Genomic DNA, 15,860 nt, shown 5'->3' with positions numbered 1-15,860 from the left:
TTTTAGTAATTATGGAGGATAACCCGCCAATCTATGTCAGTAATTGACAGTGGTGGGTGTTTTTTGTATGTGTCCATATCATTATTAATTATTTAATTTAGCTAAGGAGAAAAAGCCGTGAAACTACAATGGTTACTACCTGCTACCTTTGGTACTGTACTCATGCTATCGTCGCCGACTTTAGCCGCAAAATTGGAATCTTGGCGATTTGATCGAAGTCAAAATCTCTTAGAAATTAATACAAATAGTGCTGTAAAACCAGAAGCACAATTAGTTTTTACCCCCACTCGGTTAGTAATTGATTTACCGGGTGTGAAATTCGGACGTTCCCAGTTAACTCAACAAATAGGTGGAGGAATTCGGGAAATTCGCATTGGTCAATTTGATGAACAAACAACCAGGATAGTTTTAGAATTAAGTCCTGGTTATACCCTAGATCCAAAACAAGTGAAATTTGTGGGTAAAAGTGCTAATCGCTGGACAGTACAACTACCAAAATTAGAATCTGATTCTAACTCATCTGCCACCAATAATAACACTAACAATAATAATAATAATTACAATTTAGTCGGCATAGACTCCCAGTCAAAACCTGAATTTTCACCCATTTCTAAAACTGCTAACAGCAGGAGGGGAACAACTCAAATTGAGAGTTTGCAAATTACTGGTGATGGGTTTTTTATGCGGACAAATGGTGGTAATCCTCAAACTAGAATCATCAGAAGTCGAGATCAAACTACGGTATTTATTGACATTCTTGATGCAACTTTATCAGCAAATTTAACACAAGGAAATTTAGCCGTTAATAAACACGGTGTGGACAGCATTGGATTTACTCAATTGCAAACAACACCAACATCTGTCCGCATGACCTTAAAAATCGCCACAAATAGCCCTGATTGGCGAGTAACCGCTAGTAGCAGCGGTTTAATCATCCTTCCCACCAGGGGAATGGTTAATGCCCCTGAAACTGATAATTTTCCCCCCACCAGAAACAATAACGACTCAATTGCGACAATTGAATCTATAGAACTTGCGGACAATGGCACACAATTATTAATTAAAGCCGACCAAGTTATATCCGCTACTACAGGTTGGGATAAAAGTTCTGGTTTGTTCCGGATCACCATTCCTAATGCTAAATTAGCCAATGAAGTCAAAGGCCCTACTTTTGATGCTAATAGTCCTATTATCAAACTTCGTCTGCAACCGCAACCGCCAAATACTGTAGTTATCTTGATTCAACCTGCATCAGGTGTTACACTAGGTGTACTCAATCAAGCAGGAGACAAATTCCTGGCTCTAAAACTGCAACAATATCGTCAGATTAGACCACCCATGAATTTACCTCCCCTATTACCACCCAAACAACAACTACCTGACCTTAAACCCAGACAACCACAAATTACCCCAAGGCGCTCCCTTCGTAAAGGCAAAATAGTAGTGATAATTGACCCCGGACATGGTGGTAAAGACTCAGGGGCAATTGGTATCGGTGGAGTGCTGGAAAAGGATGTTATTTTACCAATTGGGAAAAGGATTGCCGAAATTTTAGAACGAAATGGTATCCAAGTAATTATGACCAGAGACTCTGACTACTTTGTGACTTTACCGGGACGGGTGACCATGGCACAACGGGCTAATGCTGATGTATTTGTCAGTATCCACGCTAATTCAGCAGGTGCAAATCGTCCAGAAGTTAGTGGTTTAGAGACTTATCATTATGATAGTGGTTTAAGACTAGCTCAGATTGTCCATAGTAAAATTCTGCAAAGTCTCAATGTCAGAGACAGAAACGTGCGGAAAGCTAGATTTTATGTGCTTCGCAAAACTTCTATGCCCTCAATTTTGGTAGAAACCGGTTTCTTGACCGGTAGAGACGATGCTGCCAAACTGAGAACTTCAGCTTATCAAAATCAAATGGCCGATGCGATCGCCCAAGGCATACTTCAGTATTTAAAATCCAGATAAAAAGTAACTTTTATCACCTGTTATCTGATTCATCACCAACCATAGAAAAATAAATTTGCTGACCAAATGGCAACAGTAAACCAATTATATGCTACGATTCTACGCCATTAGCCGTGTCTTACTACCAACACCAAAATCTTTTACTTGCACAAAGTTAAATTGGCAGCGGTGATGGTCTGAAGATTAGCCCATAAGTCGAGATATTGACAAATCCCATCAACAGGAATCAGGAGAAAGGATTGTGAAACTACATTGGTTAATACCTAGCACTTTTGGAACGGTCTTCATGCTATCTTCGCCCGCTTTTGCCGCGAAATTAGAATCTTGGCGGTTTGATACCAATCAAAATCACTTAGAAATTAACACATCTAGCGCTGTCCAACCCCAAGCCCAACTTATTTTTAACCCCACCCGTTTGGTAATTGACTTACCAGGAACCGAACTTGGTCGTCCGTCCGTAACCCAACAGATTGGTGGCAAAATTCGCACTATTCGTATCGGTCAATTTGATGACCAGACAACACGCTTAGTTATCGAACTAGCCCCTGGTTACACCTTTAACCCCAAGCAAGTCAAATTTATTCCCACCAATGGCAAACGCTGGATAGTAGAATTACCACAGCCAGAAGTTGCTTCTGGGCAAACTGGAGAACCATCACTACCCCCAACATCAGATCAATCATCTGAACCAACACTAGACCCCAGAAGTATTTACAACGTAGTTACAGCAAATCGGATTACCCCATCTAATCGAGAAATCCCCCCAGGGGTAGTGCAAATTGATCAATTCCGAGTTACAGGGGATGGGTTTTTTATTAGTACCAGTGGTGGAAATCCTCAACTGCAAGTTAATCGCAGTCAAGACAATCGCTCTGTTAATATTGATATCATTGGCGCAGCCTTATCACAAAATATGGGACAACGGGATCTAGTGATTAATCGCTATGGAGTCCGTCGTATCCAATTTAGCCAATCATCCAGTAATCCATCTACTGTTCGCATGACCTTGCAGTTAGATAGCAATAGTCGCAATTGGCAAGCCCTACTTAGTGGTAACAGCGGTTTTGTCGTCATCCCAGATCGTTTGGCCAAATTACCTGATAATAACCAATCCTCCGCACCATCACTGAGTGACTCCCCCGCAATTATTCAATCTGTAGAAATCGGTGGTAATGGCACACAATTACTAATTCGGGCAGATCAAGCCATATCTGCTACCACTGGTTGGGATAGAAGTTCCGGTCTATTTCGCATCACCATTCCCAATGCTAAGTTAGCTAATCAGGTCAAAGGTCCGGTTTTTAGTAGTAATAGCCCTATTCTGAAAGTCCGTCTCCAACCCCAATCTGACAATACTGTAGTTGTTCTTGTTCAACCTGCATCTGGTGTTAGCTTTGGGGTACTTAATCAAGTCCCATCTCAATTATTAGCACTACAATTACAAACTAACCTCCGCTCTCAACGCCCTTTAATTACACCACCTATCCCTTCTATCCCACGACTAGATCCTCCAAGTTTTAGCACAGACCCACCGCAAACAAGATCCCAGCCCCGTCTACCAGTTCCTAATGGCAAAGTTTTAGTAGTTATTGATCCTGGACATGGCGGTAAAGATTCTGGCGCTCCTGGACTGGGTGGTTTGCTAGAAAAGGATGTCGTTCTACCTATTAGTACAAAACTGGCGAGAATTTTAGAACAAAACGGTATCCAAGTTGTCCTCACGCGAGATGCTGACTTTTTTGTGGAACTGCAAGGACGAGTGGATATAGCCAAGCGGGTTAATGCTACTTTATTTGTCAGCATTCACGCCAATTCCGTGGATAATCGGTCTGATGTTAATGGTTTAGAAGTCTATTATTACGACAATGGCTATGCTTTAGCTGACACTGTCCGGCAAGCCATTCTCCAAAATATTAGTACCCTCAAGAATCGAGGCACTCGTAAAGCTAGATTTTATGTGCTGAGAAAAAATACTATGCCTGCTATTTTAGTAGAAACAGGTTATATGACCGGTCGAGAAGATAATCCCCGTTTAGGATCACCAGAATACCAAAGTCGTATGGCTGAGGGCATAGCTAGTGGTATTCTGAATTATTTAAAACAAAGATAATGATCGTCTGTTGTTCGTTGTCAGTTGTTCGTTGTTTTTTCTTTACCACTGACCACTGTACGGGCGAAGCATTTGGAGAACTATTTTTGGCCATGACCGATAATTTATCTTCCAAATGCTTCGCCCCTACTAACCACTGACCACTGTACGGGCGAAGCATTTGGAGAACTATTTTTGGCCATGACCGATAATTTATCTTCCAAATGCTTCGCCCCTACTAACCACTGACCACTGTACGGGCGAAGCATTTGGAGAACTATTTTTGGCCATGACCGATAATTTATCTTCCAAATGCTTCGCCCCTACTAACCACTGACCACAATCCAAATTAATACTTGCTGTGTATTCATCTTCTATTTTTGATAGTCATTTTGATACTTTCTCCCCTCAAGAACCTCAACGCGCTCCGATTGGGGTATTTGACAGTGGTATCGGTGGGTTAACCGTACTGCGACAAATTTATCAACAACTCCCCAACGAATCAATTATTTATGTGGGGGACACAGCCCGCCTTCCCTATGGTATTCGTTCCCAACCAGAAATTCTCCAATTTGTCCGAGAAATCCTCCATTGGATGCAGCAGCAACGGGTGAAAATGGCAATTATGGCTTGTAACACCAGTTCGGCTCTGGCATTAGATATAGTCCGTCAAGAATTTAATTTCCCCATTTTAGGAGTGATTCTACCAGGGGCAAAGGCAGCAGTTCAACAAGGACGGCGAATTGGTGTCATTGCTACTCCAGCTACGGCTCAAAGCAATGCCTACCGTCAGGCTATTTTAGAAATTCAACCCCATGTCCAAGTTTGGCAGGTCAGTTGTCCCGAATTTGTGCCACTAATTGAACAAAATCGCATTCATGATCCTTATACTACTGAAATCGCCAAAACTTATCTAGAACCTTTGCTGAAGCAGGAAATAGATACTTTAGTTTATGGTTGTACCCATTATCCCCATTTGTCACCAGTTTTGCGATCGCTCCTCCCTACCCAAGTCAAACTAATTGATCCAGCAGTTCATGTAGTAGCTGCTTGCTCTCAAGAATTAGATATACTAGGAATTAAGAATATTCATCCACCAATGCCCACCCGCTTCGCTGTCAGCGGTTGTCCTCAGCAATTTACCCAGTCTGCTTGGCAGTGGTTAGGCTATACCCCAATGGTAGAACAAGTCTGTTTTGCTGATGCTGTCGTATAATAAGGGGAGAAAGAAGAAAGAAGAAAATTTCTCCCTCTCCCCTCTCCCCTCTCCCCTCTCAGTGACTATTCATAGCTTCAGTCACATTTGTCGTTAATCCTCTTTGCTGCTTGTACTTATCTTGGACAGCATCAGAATCGCTTTGAGAAAGACCTTTTTTGCCCGTTCGCTTGGCTAATGCTAATAATAAATACACACTAAATAAGTATCCAGCAGCTAAAATAAATATCATCATGGGCATATTTCCGTAAATCATTGTTCCCCCATCTTTAATTACTAAGGAAGGTAAAATTGCACACAAAACTAGCGAAACTTTAGTTAATCCAAGCACACCCTTGATAACTGTAGTTAGCTATACTAAACTTTCCAGTAGAAAATACATTTTCTCTGGTCCATTAATTTATTTTCTTTAATATCAACTTTCCCAGGCCATACATCCGACAGCAGTAAAATTGCTAAATAGCAGAATTTAACTGCGCTCATCAGCAGTCTACCTAGCCTGTGTTATTGACTTCACGCCCATTTAAATAGATCTACGCCAATACCCAACGTGCGCTGAATACGTTGAGTTACTTCCATAACTGGAAAAGCATAATTCAACTCAAAAGGCATGATTATCGCCGAGAATCTAGGAATTATTCCCATTTTTGCTTTGGCGACGAGTTATTTTAGACCCACAACACTAATTCGTAAAATCACTCAATAATGGTTTTACGTAGGAAGTGAATAAGCTGAAAAATTTAATATCTCTAGGTATTAGCCTAACACAGCCAGCCTGAATTTGAAGCTAATTTTTTCACTAAATTTAAAAAATTTTCGTTGCTGACAGCGAATTTGCGGTTGTTGGTAATGCGCGTTATTTTATTAACATTCTACCTTTGATAACTACGCAGAATTCGGGTGACAAGAAATGAAGCGACATTAAAAGAGCATTTATGATAACATATTTTTAATTCAAGCTCCGAATAACTTAATAGATATTAAAAATCAGATTCCCAGAGGAAAACTTTGCGCTGACACTGGGTTATCTTAAAATTAAAGAATATGTAAACTTTCGTAACCTAAGCCAGAGTCCGCCTATCCATGACCCCAGCCACCTCCCTGTTTACCCCTGTGGAAGCAGACCTGCAAATACTAGCAGATAACCTTAAACAGCTAGTTGGAAATCGCCACCCCATTCTCTATGCCGCAGCCGAACACTTATTCGGTGCTGGGGGTAAGCGAATCAGACCTGCGATAGTGCTGCTGATATCGCGGGCAACCATGCTACAAGAAGATATTACACCGCGTCACCGACGACTGGCAGAAATTACAGAAATGATCCACACAGCCAGCTTAGTCCATGATGATGTAGTAGATGAGTCAGATGTCCGCCGTGGTGTACCGACAGTACATAGTTTGTTTGGTAATCGCATTGCTGTACTTGCCGGGGATTTCCTCTTTGCTCAATCCTCTTGGTATTTAGCAAATCTCAATAATTTGGATGTTGTTAAACTGCTTTCGGAAGTGATTATGGATTTAGCCGCTGGAGAAATCCAACAAGGGTTAAATCGTTTTGATGCTGATCTTTCTACAGAAACCTACCTGCAAAAGAGCTATTACAAAACAGCCTCATTAATTGCCAACAGTTCTAAAGCTGCTGGCTTAATTAGTGAAACATCCCTAGAAACTGCCGAACACTTGTACAGTTACGGTCGCCATTTAGGTCTTTCCTTCCAAATAGTAGATGATATTCTTGATTTCACCAGTTCCACAGACACCCTGGGTAAACCAGCGGGTTCTGACCTCAAAAGTGGCAACCTAACAGCACCAGCTTTATTTGCCTTGGAAGAAAAACCTGACTTGGCAGCCTTGATTAACCGAGAGTTTGCCCAAGAAGGGGATTTAGAAAAGGCATTGGCACTAATTCATGATAGTCGAGGTATCCAGCGAGCTAGAGAGTTAGCTGCTCACCATGGCAAATTAGCCACCGAGCATATTGGTATTTTAGAACCATCAGCATCCCGCGAAGCCCTGATGAATTTGACCGACTATGTCCTAAGTCGTCTCTACTAAGCAAAATTTAGGGCGATTTAAGGTTTGGGATTGAGGAGATTTAATATCCAAAATCCCAAATTTAGTTATGGATTCTTCCTCCTTCTAATTCTTCCTCCTGACTCCTGACTCCTGACTCCTGACTCCTAGTTAGGCAATATTGGGAGGAATTATTTTTTTGCCTTTAAATTCCTGTAATCGTTGCTGAATCAGCCTTTCTAGTTGAGAACGCCGCACTTCTACAGTATTTGTTATATTTCCTGGTGTTTCGATAAAAACTATGCTGTGTACTGGTTTCAGGGCTACTAATTGGAATAAAATTTGAGTAACATCCATGAGGGTTGGCAGCAAGTGAGGGTCACGCCCATCATCTGAGATTAGGGAAACATCTTGTATGGTAGGGAAAGCGTAAATAACTTGCTTTTCTATTCCTGGATTTGCGCGATTGCTCAATGTAGTTAAAACCCAATCCTGCTCAGAATTTTGGAGAATAAAGTATTGGTAGTGGTTTAACTTTTGGGCAATAGCGATTAATACAGGAGCGATTGATACCATAATCTGTGGTGTCACGCCATCCTGGGGTGCATTGTCTATCAGCAATTGAATTTGTGCTTCTAAATCCATCATGAGTTGTAAATGACTTTTGGATAATGGCTAAAACATGAGCGCAAAATATCCCACAAAATGGGGGTTCACAAGTTCAATCTTCTTACGCCACATATCCTCACTGTAGATTGGTTTGCGTTTGACTTGTACACAAAAACCATACAGCTATTATCTAAAGTCTGACAAGTCGTGTCCAAAGTATGTTAGGGTCTTTTTGAGAACTGGGACTATGAATTCAACAGCAATCGCAACTAATCAGGGGAAAATTTCTATCAGCGTGGAGGTCATCTTTCAATTCCTATTTAAGGAACTTCAACAGTCAACTAAGGCTTCGGAGCAAAATTGTCACGATGTATCTGTGAGAATTACTAACGAAGTTTTGCGGATTTGTAATGAAAGTAAACGCATTCAAACTTCCGGATCTGTAGAAAGTTCAGCCATGAGCCTAGCTAAACATCGGTTACAACAGTGTATCCGATACTATCAGTTAGGTTCAAGTCGTGGTAGGGTAGAATTACATAGCACATTGAGTGCCATTGTTTACCGTTATATTAATCCCCCTCACAAGCAATTAAGCTATCAAGGGCGGTTGACGATTATTGAAGATTTTCTCCAGAGTTTTTATCTGGAGGCTTTAAATGCTTTTAGAAGGGAGAACCAATTAGGTCTTACCTATCGTCCCCATACTCTCTTGGAATTGGGAGAATACATGGCATTTACCGAACGATATGGTAAACGGCGGATTCCCCTCCCCGGTAGGCAGCAACAGTTAATTATTCTGCGAGCGCAAACTTTTTCTAAACAGCAGCCTTTAGAAACAAGTGTAGATATAGAACAGGCATCATCTGGTGGGGGTGGTGAGTCTGACGGTTCTTGGGAAGAGCCAGCTATCCACCAATTGCGCTCGGCTATGGCAATGCAGCCCGAACCAGAAGAAGATACCCTGCGCTCGGTTGTGATTACTGAATTAATAGACTATTTAGCAGAAAAAGAACAATCTGACTGTGCTGATTACTTTGCTCTTCGTCTTCAGGATTTATCAGCACCAGAAATTGAGTCAATTTTAGGTTTAACATCTCGGCAGCGTGATTACTTACAGCAACGGTTTAAATATCATTTAATTCGGTTTGCTCTTTTACATCGCTGGGAATTGGTACATGAGTGGTTAGAAGTTTCTTTACCAACTAATTTGGGTTTAACTCCAATTCAATGGGAAACTTATACAGCCCAGTTAGATAATAAAGAAAGATCCATCTTAGATTTGAAGCAAGCAGGAAAACCTGATGAGGAAATATCTAAGACTTTAGGCTTGTCAATGGCACAATTACAGAAACGTTGGTTTAAGATTTTGGAACAGGCTTGGGAAATTCGGAATTCCTTAGTGTCCGGATCTAGTGCATCTACCCATGAATGGTGACTTGTGAATCTTCACAAAATCATCAACTTGCTTGGGTATTGAAAAATTACAGATTCAGCACCTACTTGTACAGCTTGTTATAATGTGAGGAAATTGACGGGGTAGACATTCATTTCCAGATGGTAGCCAAATGATTGGTGAACTCAGATTGACAAGAAAAGCCCCAAACCTTTCAATTGGGAGAAATTCCTACTGTGCAAGAACGTTTCCAAGCTATTCTTAAGCGTCGTTTACAAGACCAAATAGAAAAAAATCCGCCGTTGTTCCCCTGGGAAACACAATCAGTGGACTATCCTGACTGTGTAGAAGAACAATCTCTGGGATTAGTTCCTGTTTGGGGGTGGACGGTCCACCAATCTAAGTTAAATTTACCGATTCCTTTGCCCGAAAAAGTTTTTTGGCAATTGTTGGCCAAATGTCAGGTTTTATTGACATCTTCCCTACCTCTGGGAGCTAAATTAGTTCAGGTGGTAGAAAGTATGTTTCCTACCGATACTCAAGTCATCAATGATTTGGCTGGGTTAGTGTTGAGAAGCTCTTATCGTTCTGCTGATACTTTGACAGCTACGGCTGATGTTGAGAGCGATTATTTTGATTTATTACCACGTCAACAAATGGCATTGTCGTTAATGGCAGCCAAGCAACTGTTAGAAAATCTAACTTTGCCGATTTCATTTAATCAGCCACTGCTAGAAAGACAATGGCTCACTACGGTGGGGACTTTGAGCATTCGAGTAGAATTACGGAATTTAGGTAAATTTACGAAGTTGACGGTTCAGGGTGAATTACCTACACCGGGGATTTTACAACTCCAGGGTAATCCTACTCAAGAATTTGTGAGGTCTGAGACTTCAGAAATACCGATGATAGAGTTACAAATTGATAGAAATCAGCCAACTTATACTTTGGCAGTGGAGTTTCCCGAATTGGATCAACAGCCTTTATTGTTGGCTATTCAGGTGAAAATCTAAGGCAAATGCCATATCTAGGAATTAGATGGGAGCAATGGCAACTGATGTATAATAATCTTGATTAATTTTCTGGCTTTAAAACTTAATTCTCTTGGGAATCAACAATATTAATTAACGGTGTATCTAGAACCCTAGCTATGAGCAGGATACTTGTACTCTTAGGGAGTATACGGCTAGGATAAGGGGGTGAAGACAAGATAATAGTTTTCATACCTAGCATTGTGTCCGCAGCGTCTACATCATAGCTTTGGTTGTTTGAAAATGTTTAATTTATCCAGGATGAATCGGTTTTGGCGTTTACCGGTAGGTAATCAGTGGCAACAAACTAGAGGAAAATCTCCAACAAGGGAAGTGGAAGATTCAATTCCTTTACGAGTGCTGGTGATGGCTTTGGTAATTTTGGGGATTGTGGCCACGGATATTGCTGGTGAAACTCAATTTAGTCTGTGGACAGTACCATTAACTATGGTAGGAACCGGGTGGAGTTACTACCGTCGCCGTAGTTCTAATATTCCTGTGCAGTTCTGTATTGCGATGGGAATGTTATTGGCTTTGGGGGCTTTTTTTGGGCGGTTTATTGGTAATTGGAATGATACTCGGCTAAGTTTGGCGGAGTTATTGATTCAATTGCAGCTATTACATAGTTTTGATACGCCCCGACGCAAAGATTTGGGCTATTCGATTGTGATTGGGTTGATATTGCTGGGTGTGGCGGCGACGTTGAGCCAAACTATGACGTTTGCACCTGTGTTGCTATTATTTTTAGGAATATCTCTCCCCACTTTAGTGCTTGATTACCGTTCTCGTCTAGGGTTCAAGCAATCTACTTGGGAAAAATCTGCCAAAAAGAATAATTCTAGTTTCAATTTTAAATTTCTAATTGTAAATTTTTTGTTGATTGTGGCTTTAGGACTGGGGATTTTTGCAATTTTACCCAGAGTTCCTGGTTATCAGATTCAGTCTTTTCCTGTGAGTGCGCCCCTGAAAATTCCCGAAAATTTCACGGGGCGGAGTATTATTAACCCCGGTTATGTCCGTGAAGGCAAGGGTAATGGTCAAGGTAATGGCAATTATAGTGGTAGTGGCTCAGGAAAAGCTGGTGAACCAGGAAAAATAAACAGTAATTTTTATTACGGTTTCAATAGCGAGATTAACCAAAACCTGCGGGGGGAAATGAAACCCAAGGTGGTGATGCGTGTGCGATCGCAAGCAGCAGGTTTTTGGCGCGTCCTGGCCTTTGACAATTATACGGGTAAGGGTTGGAAGATTTCCCGAAATGATCAAGTTACTACCCTCAGACAATCATCCTGGACTTCCCGCATTTCTATTGATTTTCCACCCTTGGCTACCCTCACCAAAGAGGTAGTGCAAACCTATAATTTGGTGACAGAGTTGCCTAATCTGATTCCAGCAATGTCCTATCCCAAAGGTTTGTACTTTCCCACACCAATGATAGCGGTTGATCAAGAAGATGGTTTACGTGCGCCAGTACAGTTATCAGAAGGGCTAACATATACCGTAGTTTCGGATGTTCCTTACCGCGATCGCTCTTTATTAGGTAAAGCATCAACTAAATATCCAGCCAATATTAAAAACTATTACCTGCAAATCCCGCCAAAAATTGCCGATAAAGTCCGCAAACGAACTGAAGAAATACTGGCTAGTTATGATCAACAAAGGGTTTCCCGTTCTCCAGGGACGAAAAGCCTAGATTCAGCTTATGAAAAAGCTCTTTACTTAGCCCAGTATGTTAAACAAAATTACACCCTACCGACAAATCCTTTAGATTTGCCTTATTTGAATGAAAAGGATGACTTGGTAGAAAGCTTTTTATTCAAAAATAAAGGTGGTTATCCAGACCATTTTTCCACTGTATTAACGATTATGCTACGTTCTGTAGGTATTCCATCACGGCTAGTGGCGGGATTTGCCCCAGGAGAATTTAATCCGTTCACAGGGATGTATGTCGTCCGCAATACTGATGCCTATGCGATGACAGAAGTTTATTTTCCTAAGTATGGCTGGTTTACCTTTGATCCAATTCCTGGCCATCCTTTAATTCCCCCTTCGATAGAAGAAGATCAGACTTTTAGTGTGCTGCGGCAATTTTGGAATTGGGTGGCTGGTTGGCTACCTTCACCAATTACAGCTATTTTAAATACTGTATTTGGGACGATATTTAGCTGGTTATTTCAAGGAATAGCTTGGTTTTTGGCTTTATTTACCAAAGGTTGGTTAGGCATATTAACCGGTTTAATTGTCGGTACAATCGCCGCTTTTTTCGGTTGGTTGACTTGGGGACAATGGCGCAAATGGCTTAATATCCGGTTGTTAAAGAAGTTATCTCCAATGGAAAGACTTTACCAACAAATGCTGCAATGGACTGCTAAACAGGGTTTAGGTAAGCATCCTAGTCAAACACCTCTGGAATATGCCCAGTTTTCATATCAACACCATTCTCCAGAAATAGCAAAAGTAATAGATGAAATTTGTCATGCTTATGTGAGTTGGCGTTATGGTAGACATACTCCAAACTGGCAGCAATTACAACAAAGATGGCAAGCATTGAAGAAAGTTAAAAGGAATCGCGTTTCTTGATCATTTGGGGCATTTATGAATTGCCCCTACGGCTTTTATTCTAGGCTCAAAGATTGGGTAATTACCATTAATTATTGCTCCTGAATCTTGCCAATAAGATGTCTTTGAGTCTATAATAGTAAATCCTGTGTAATCTACTTTTTTAATTCCCAATCCAGTACTGCAGTACTAGCAATTTAACCATTCCCAACTTCAAAAAGCTCATCTCACCTATACTTATTTTAAATTCCAAAGAAACATTTACTAGCTTAGATGGATATAATCTTGCATATATCATAGGGAGTATTTTTAGGAGATTTGGCCGATAACACAGCTAAAAAAAGCATAAGTTATGAAAAAACTCAGATTAACGGGGGTTAAATCGTTGTAACTCCCATTCTTTAGCGATAACATGGAAATAAGTTTGCTACAAGCTTTTCATTTCTCGTTTAGCTGAAATTTTTTTTATGGAAATTCAATTAATCAATATCGGGTTTGGTAATATCGTCTCTGCCAACAGAGTCGTTGCCATCGTTAGTCCAGAATCTGCTCCCATTAAACGCATTATCACCGATGCTAGGGATAGAGGTCAACTGGTTGATGCTACCTATGGACGACGGACTAGGGCAGTGATTATTACTGATTCTAGTCATGTTATTCTCTCTGCGATTCAACCAGAAACCGTAGCCAATCGGTTTGTGATTTCTCGTGATCATCATGTTGTAGATAATTAATCATCGGCATAATTATCAACCCAACTCTATTTGTACCATATCGGCTGTACTATGTGAATTAGACTGGTTTTCTGTCACCAGTGCTACAAATTCTTTAGTCTTGATGCTATTTTGAAGAGTGAGGATAAGAAATACTGCCGCAGAGGCTGATACCGTAGGTATTTAACCATCTCAAGTCCTAAATTCAAAATAGTATTAGTTATTTTAGTCGCTAAAACAAGACTAAGGAATCATTTGTATTTATTAATTCACTTTTTTCACGGATAATGCAAGTTTTACCTACCCATAATGGTGCAAATACGAAAGAATGTCCGCCTCTGGGCAAACTAATTGTTTTAACCGGTCCGAGTGGAGTCGGCAAAGGTACGTTAATGAATGAAATTCTCCGGCGTTATCCAGAATTGCATTATTCAGTATCTGCAACGACTCGTTCACCTCGTCCGGGAGAAATCAATGGTAAAAACTATAACTTTATTAGTCGGAGTCAGTTTGAACAGTTAGTTACTCAAGGCGAATTTTTAGAATGGGCAGAATTTGCTGGTAACTGTTATGGTACGCCCCGTGAATCTGTTTTGAACTATATTCAGTTGGGTAAGTTGGTGTTGCTAGAAATTGAACTAGCAGGAGCAAGACAAATCCGTCATACATTCCCTAGCGCCCTGAGTATTTTTATTTTGCCACCTTCATTTGCAGAACTAGAAAACCGCATTCGTGGACGGGGACAAGATTCGGAAGAGGCTATTTCTCGTCGTTTGCAACGTGCTGAAGAGGAGATTGCCGCTGCTAACGAATTTGATATAAAAATTATCAATGATGATTTTGAGCAAGCTTTAAAGGAAATAGAGATAGCTATTTTTGGTTCAGAGTCTCCTCTATGAAGACACGAAGATTTTAATGCAAGTAATCAATGAACAATAGGTGACATACTCCACACACTCCCTTATGCCTTGCGGTCCCGTAAGGGATACAGGTGAGTGTGGGCTTCTCGGCGACTCTTCTATGAAGACATTGACCGAGCTTTAAGACCGTGCGCCCCACGGTTCTTGATATTAATTGAAGCATTCAAATCCCGGCACAAACTGACCTTACAGTTAGGGCAATTGTGCGTTCTTTGGGATAGCGGCTTTTTAACTTTGTGACCACCCTTCGGCAAGCTCAGGGCATCGCAACTAGAGCATTCTTGGCTTGTCCCGTTTGGATTTACAGCGATTACTTTCAAACCAGCATTCTCGGCTTTGTTTGAAAGAATCGTTATAAATTGTCCCCAACCGGCATCGTTAATACTTTTTGCCAACCATGTTCTAGCGAGTCCTTTTATATTCAACTTTTCCACAGCTACTACATCGTACTTTTTGAGTAGATTGTTTGCAGTTTTAAAGTGGAAATCTTTGCGGGTATCTGATACTTTCTTATGTTGAATACCCAGTTTTTTTATCGCTTTTTTACGACGATTAGAACCTTTCTTCCTACGAGATACGCGACGCTGTGCAGATTTTAATTTGCGTTCAGCCTTGCGTAAAAACTTAGGGGCGGCAATTCTTTCGTCGTCTGAGGTGACAATAAAATCTATTAAACCTACATCAATACCAACAATATTATTAGCATTAAAATCAGGTTTAACCGTTGGAACTCTTTTATCATCAAGGCTTAGAGTGATATAATACCCGTCTGCTTTTTTAGTGACAGATACAGTTTTAATATCAAACCCACCGGGTATTTGACGGTGAACAATTACTTTAATATCACCTATTTTTGATAGCGTAATTTTGTTATTAGTAAAGTGGTGTCGTTTGAACTGAGGAAAGGTAAATGTTTTATATTGCCCCGCACCTTTGAATCTAGGCTTGCCTGATTTTTTACCATTCACATCACCTTTTAACCATCGGTCAAAAGCTATCTCGACCTTCTTGGGGACTTCCTGTAGCACCTGAGAATGAATACTTGTGTACCAAGGGCGGTCTTTTTTAAGTTGCGTTAATGATGCTTTTTGGCTGTAATAATTCGGTTTATCCTTGAGTTCTGGTAAATGACAAACGAAAATGGAACATCTATCAATAGGAGAACGGTTTTGTTCGTACCAATGGAAGCGTTGAGCCAGTTGATAATTGTACTGATGCCGCAGCATATCTAATGTTTTATCAATTTTTTTGGCTTGTTCTCTTGTTGGCTTTAATCGGTATTGATAAGATGTTCTCATATTTTTCGTTTCCTTTCGACCTGTTTATAATATAACATAAAGGATAGC

At 40.7% G+C, this 15,860-nt stretch carries 15 protein-coding genes; 9 read left to right on the top strand and 6 right to left on the bottom strand.

Annotated elements, in window-relative coordinates; genetic code table 11:
- The first annotated feature begins 117 nt into the window (after positions 1-117).
- Together FJR09_RS21460 and FJR09_RS21455 are read left to right on the top strand one after the other, a co-directional pair.
- On the top strand, positions 118-1,971 hold the full coding sequence (locus FJR09_RS21460; RefSeq protein WP_168653521.1) for an N-acetylmuramoyl-L-alanine amidase: 1,854 nt from the start codon (positions 118-120) through the stop codon (positions 1,969-1,971).
- 241 nt (positions 1,972-2,212) lie between these two features.
- Positions 2,213-4,081: an N-acetylmuramoyl-L-alanine amidase gene (locus FJR09_RS21455; protein ID WP_015080670.1), complete on the top strand. Its 1,869-nt coding sequence runs from the start codon at positions 2,213-2,215 to the stop codon at positions 4,079-4,081.
- On the opposite strand, the gene FJR09_RS25580 is transcribed toward FJR09_RS21455, so the two are convergent.
- Genes FJR09_RS25580 through FJR09_RS26020 form a run of 3 tightly spaced genes read right to left on the bottom strand, consistent with a single transcriptional unit; the run spans position 4,047 to position 4,408 of the window.
- Complete coding sequence (locus FJR09_RS25580) at positions 4,047-4,241, bottom strand: hypothetical protein (RefSeq protein ID WP_168652343.1); 195 nt, start codon at positions 4,239-4,241, stop codon at positions 4,047-4,049. The genes FJR09_RS21455 and FJR09_RS25580 overlap by 35 nt on opposite strands.
- Positions 4,186-4,329 (bottom strand): hypothetical protein, encoded by a 144-nt coding sequence (locus FJR09_RS25575; protein WP_235081852.1) that lies wholly within the window; start codon positions 4,327-4,329, stop codon positions 4,186-4,188. The genes FJR09_RS25580 and FJR09_RS25575 overlap by 56 nt, the downstream gene beginning before the upstream one ends.
- Positions 4,274-4,408: a hypothetical protein gene (locus tag FJR09_RS26020; RefSeq protein WP_256370279.1), complete on the bottom strand. Its 135-nt coding sequence runs from the start codon at positions 4,406-4,408 to the stop codon at positions 4,274-4,276. Before FJR09_RS26020 ends, FJR09_RS25575 begins: the two co-directional genes overlap by 56 nt.
- 13 nt (positions 4,409-4,421) lie before the next feature.
- Between FJR09_RS26020 and murI the strand changes: the two genes are divergently transcribed.
- On the top strand, positions 4,422-5,276 hold the full coding sequence (gene murI / locus FJR09_RS21445) for a glutamate racemase (RefSeq protein ID WP_015080669.1): 855 nt from the start codon (positions 4,422-4,424) through the stop codon (positions 5,274-5,276).
- Positions 5,277-5,334: 58 nt separating this feature from the next.
- Here the strand turns inward: murI and FJR09_RS21440 are convergent, their stop codons facing one another.
- Complete coding sequence (locus FJR09_RS21440; RefSeq protein WP_015080668.1) at positions 5,335-5,532, bottom strand: hypothetical protein; 198 nt, start codon at positions 5,530-5,532, stop codon at positions 5,335-5,337.
- Between the two features lie 827 nt (positions 5,533-6,359).
- Here FJR09_RS21440 and sds point away from each other — a divergent pair.
- Complete coding sequence (gene sds / locus FJR09_RS21435; RefSeq protein ID WP_015080667.1) at positions 6,360-7,331, top strand: solanesyl diphosphate synthase; 972 nt, start codon at positions 6,360-6,362, stop codon at positions 7,329-7,331.
- A gap of 129 nt (positions 7,332-7,460) precedes the next feature.
- Here sds and FJR09_RS21430 read toward each other — a convergent pair whose 3' ends face one another.
- A complete protein-coding gene (locus FJR09_RS21430) occupies positions 7,461-7,934 on the bottom strand; it encodes a hypothetical protein (RefSeq protein ID WP_041458069.1) in 474 nt (157 codons plus the stop codon).
- Positions 7,935-8,145: 211 nt separating this feature from the next.
- Here FJR09_RS21430 and hetZ point away from each other — a divergent pair, with 211 nt between their 5' ends.
- The 5 genes from hetZ to gmk all read left to right on the top strand — a co-directional run bounded on the left by hetZ (position 8,146) and on the right by gmk (position 14,493).
- Entirely contained in the window at positions 8,146-9,333 is a 1,188-nt protein-coding gene (hetZ, locus tag FJR09_RS21425; protein ID WP_015080665.1) for a heterocyst differentiation protein HetZ, read from the top strand.
- 176 nt (positions 9,334-9,509) lie between these two features.
- Positions 9,510-10,304, top strand: a complete 795-nt coding sequence (locus FJR09_RS21420) for a PatU (RefSeq protein ID WP_168652546.1) — start codon at positions 9,510-9,512, stop codon at positions 10,302-10,304.
- A gap of 261 nt (positions 10,305-10,565) precedes the next feature.
- Entirely contained in the window at positions 10,566-12,902 is a 2,337-nt protein-coding gene (locus FJR09_RS21415; RefSeq protein ID WP_254433178.1) for a DUF3488 and DUF4129 domain-containing transglutaminase family protein, read from the top strand.
- Between the two features lie 446 nt (positions 12,903-13,348).
- On the top strand, positions 13,349-13,615 hold the full coding sequence (remA, locus tag FJR09_RS21410) for an extracellular matrix/biofilm regulator RemA (protein WP_015080662.1): 267 nt from the start codon (positions 13,349-13,351) through the stop codon (positions 13,613-13,615).
- 263 nt (positions 13,616-13,878) lie between these two features.
- The gene (gmk, locus tag FJR09_RS21405; RefSeq protein ID WP_041458067.1) at positions 13,879-14,493 is read left to right on the top strand and encodes a guanylate kinase; all 615 of its coding nucleotides are present in this window, start codon (positions 13,879-13,881) and stop codon (positions 14,491-14,493) included.
- A 119-nt stretch (positions 14,494-14,612) separates the two neighbouring features.
- Here the strand turns inward: gmk and FJR09_RS21400 are convergent, their stop codons facing one another.
- A complete protein-coding gene (locus FJR09_RS21400; RefSeq protein ID WP_015080660.1) occupies positions 14,613-15,812 on the bottom strand; it encodes an RNA-guided endonuclease TnpB family protein in 1,200 nt (399 codons plus the stop codon).
- Between the last annotated feature and the right edge of the window lie 48 nt (positions 15,813-15,860).

This window comes from Dolichospermum sp. UHCC 0406, assembly GCF_009712025.1.
GTDB classification, from domain to species: domain Bacteria; phylum Cyanobacteriota; class Cyanobacteriia; order Cyanobacteriales; family Nostocaceae; genus Dolichospermum; species Dolichospermum lemmermannii.
Note: the sequence above shows the minus strand (reverse complement) of the source record. Positions and strands in the feature narration are given on the sequence as shown.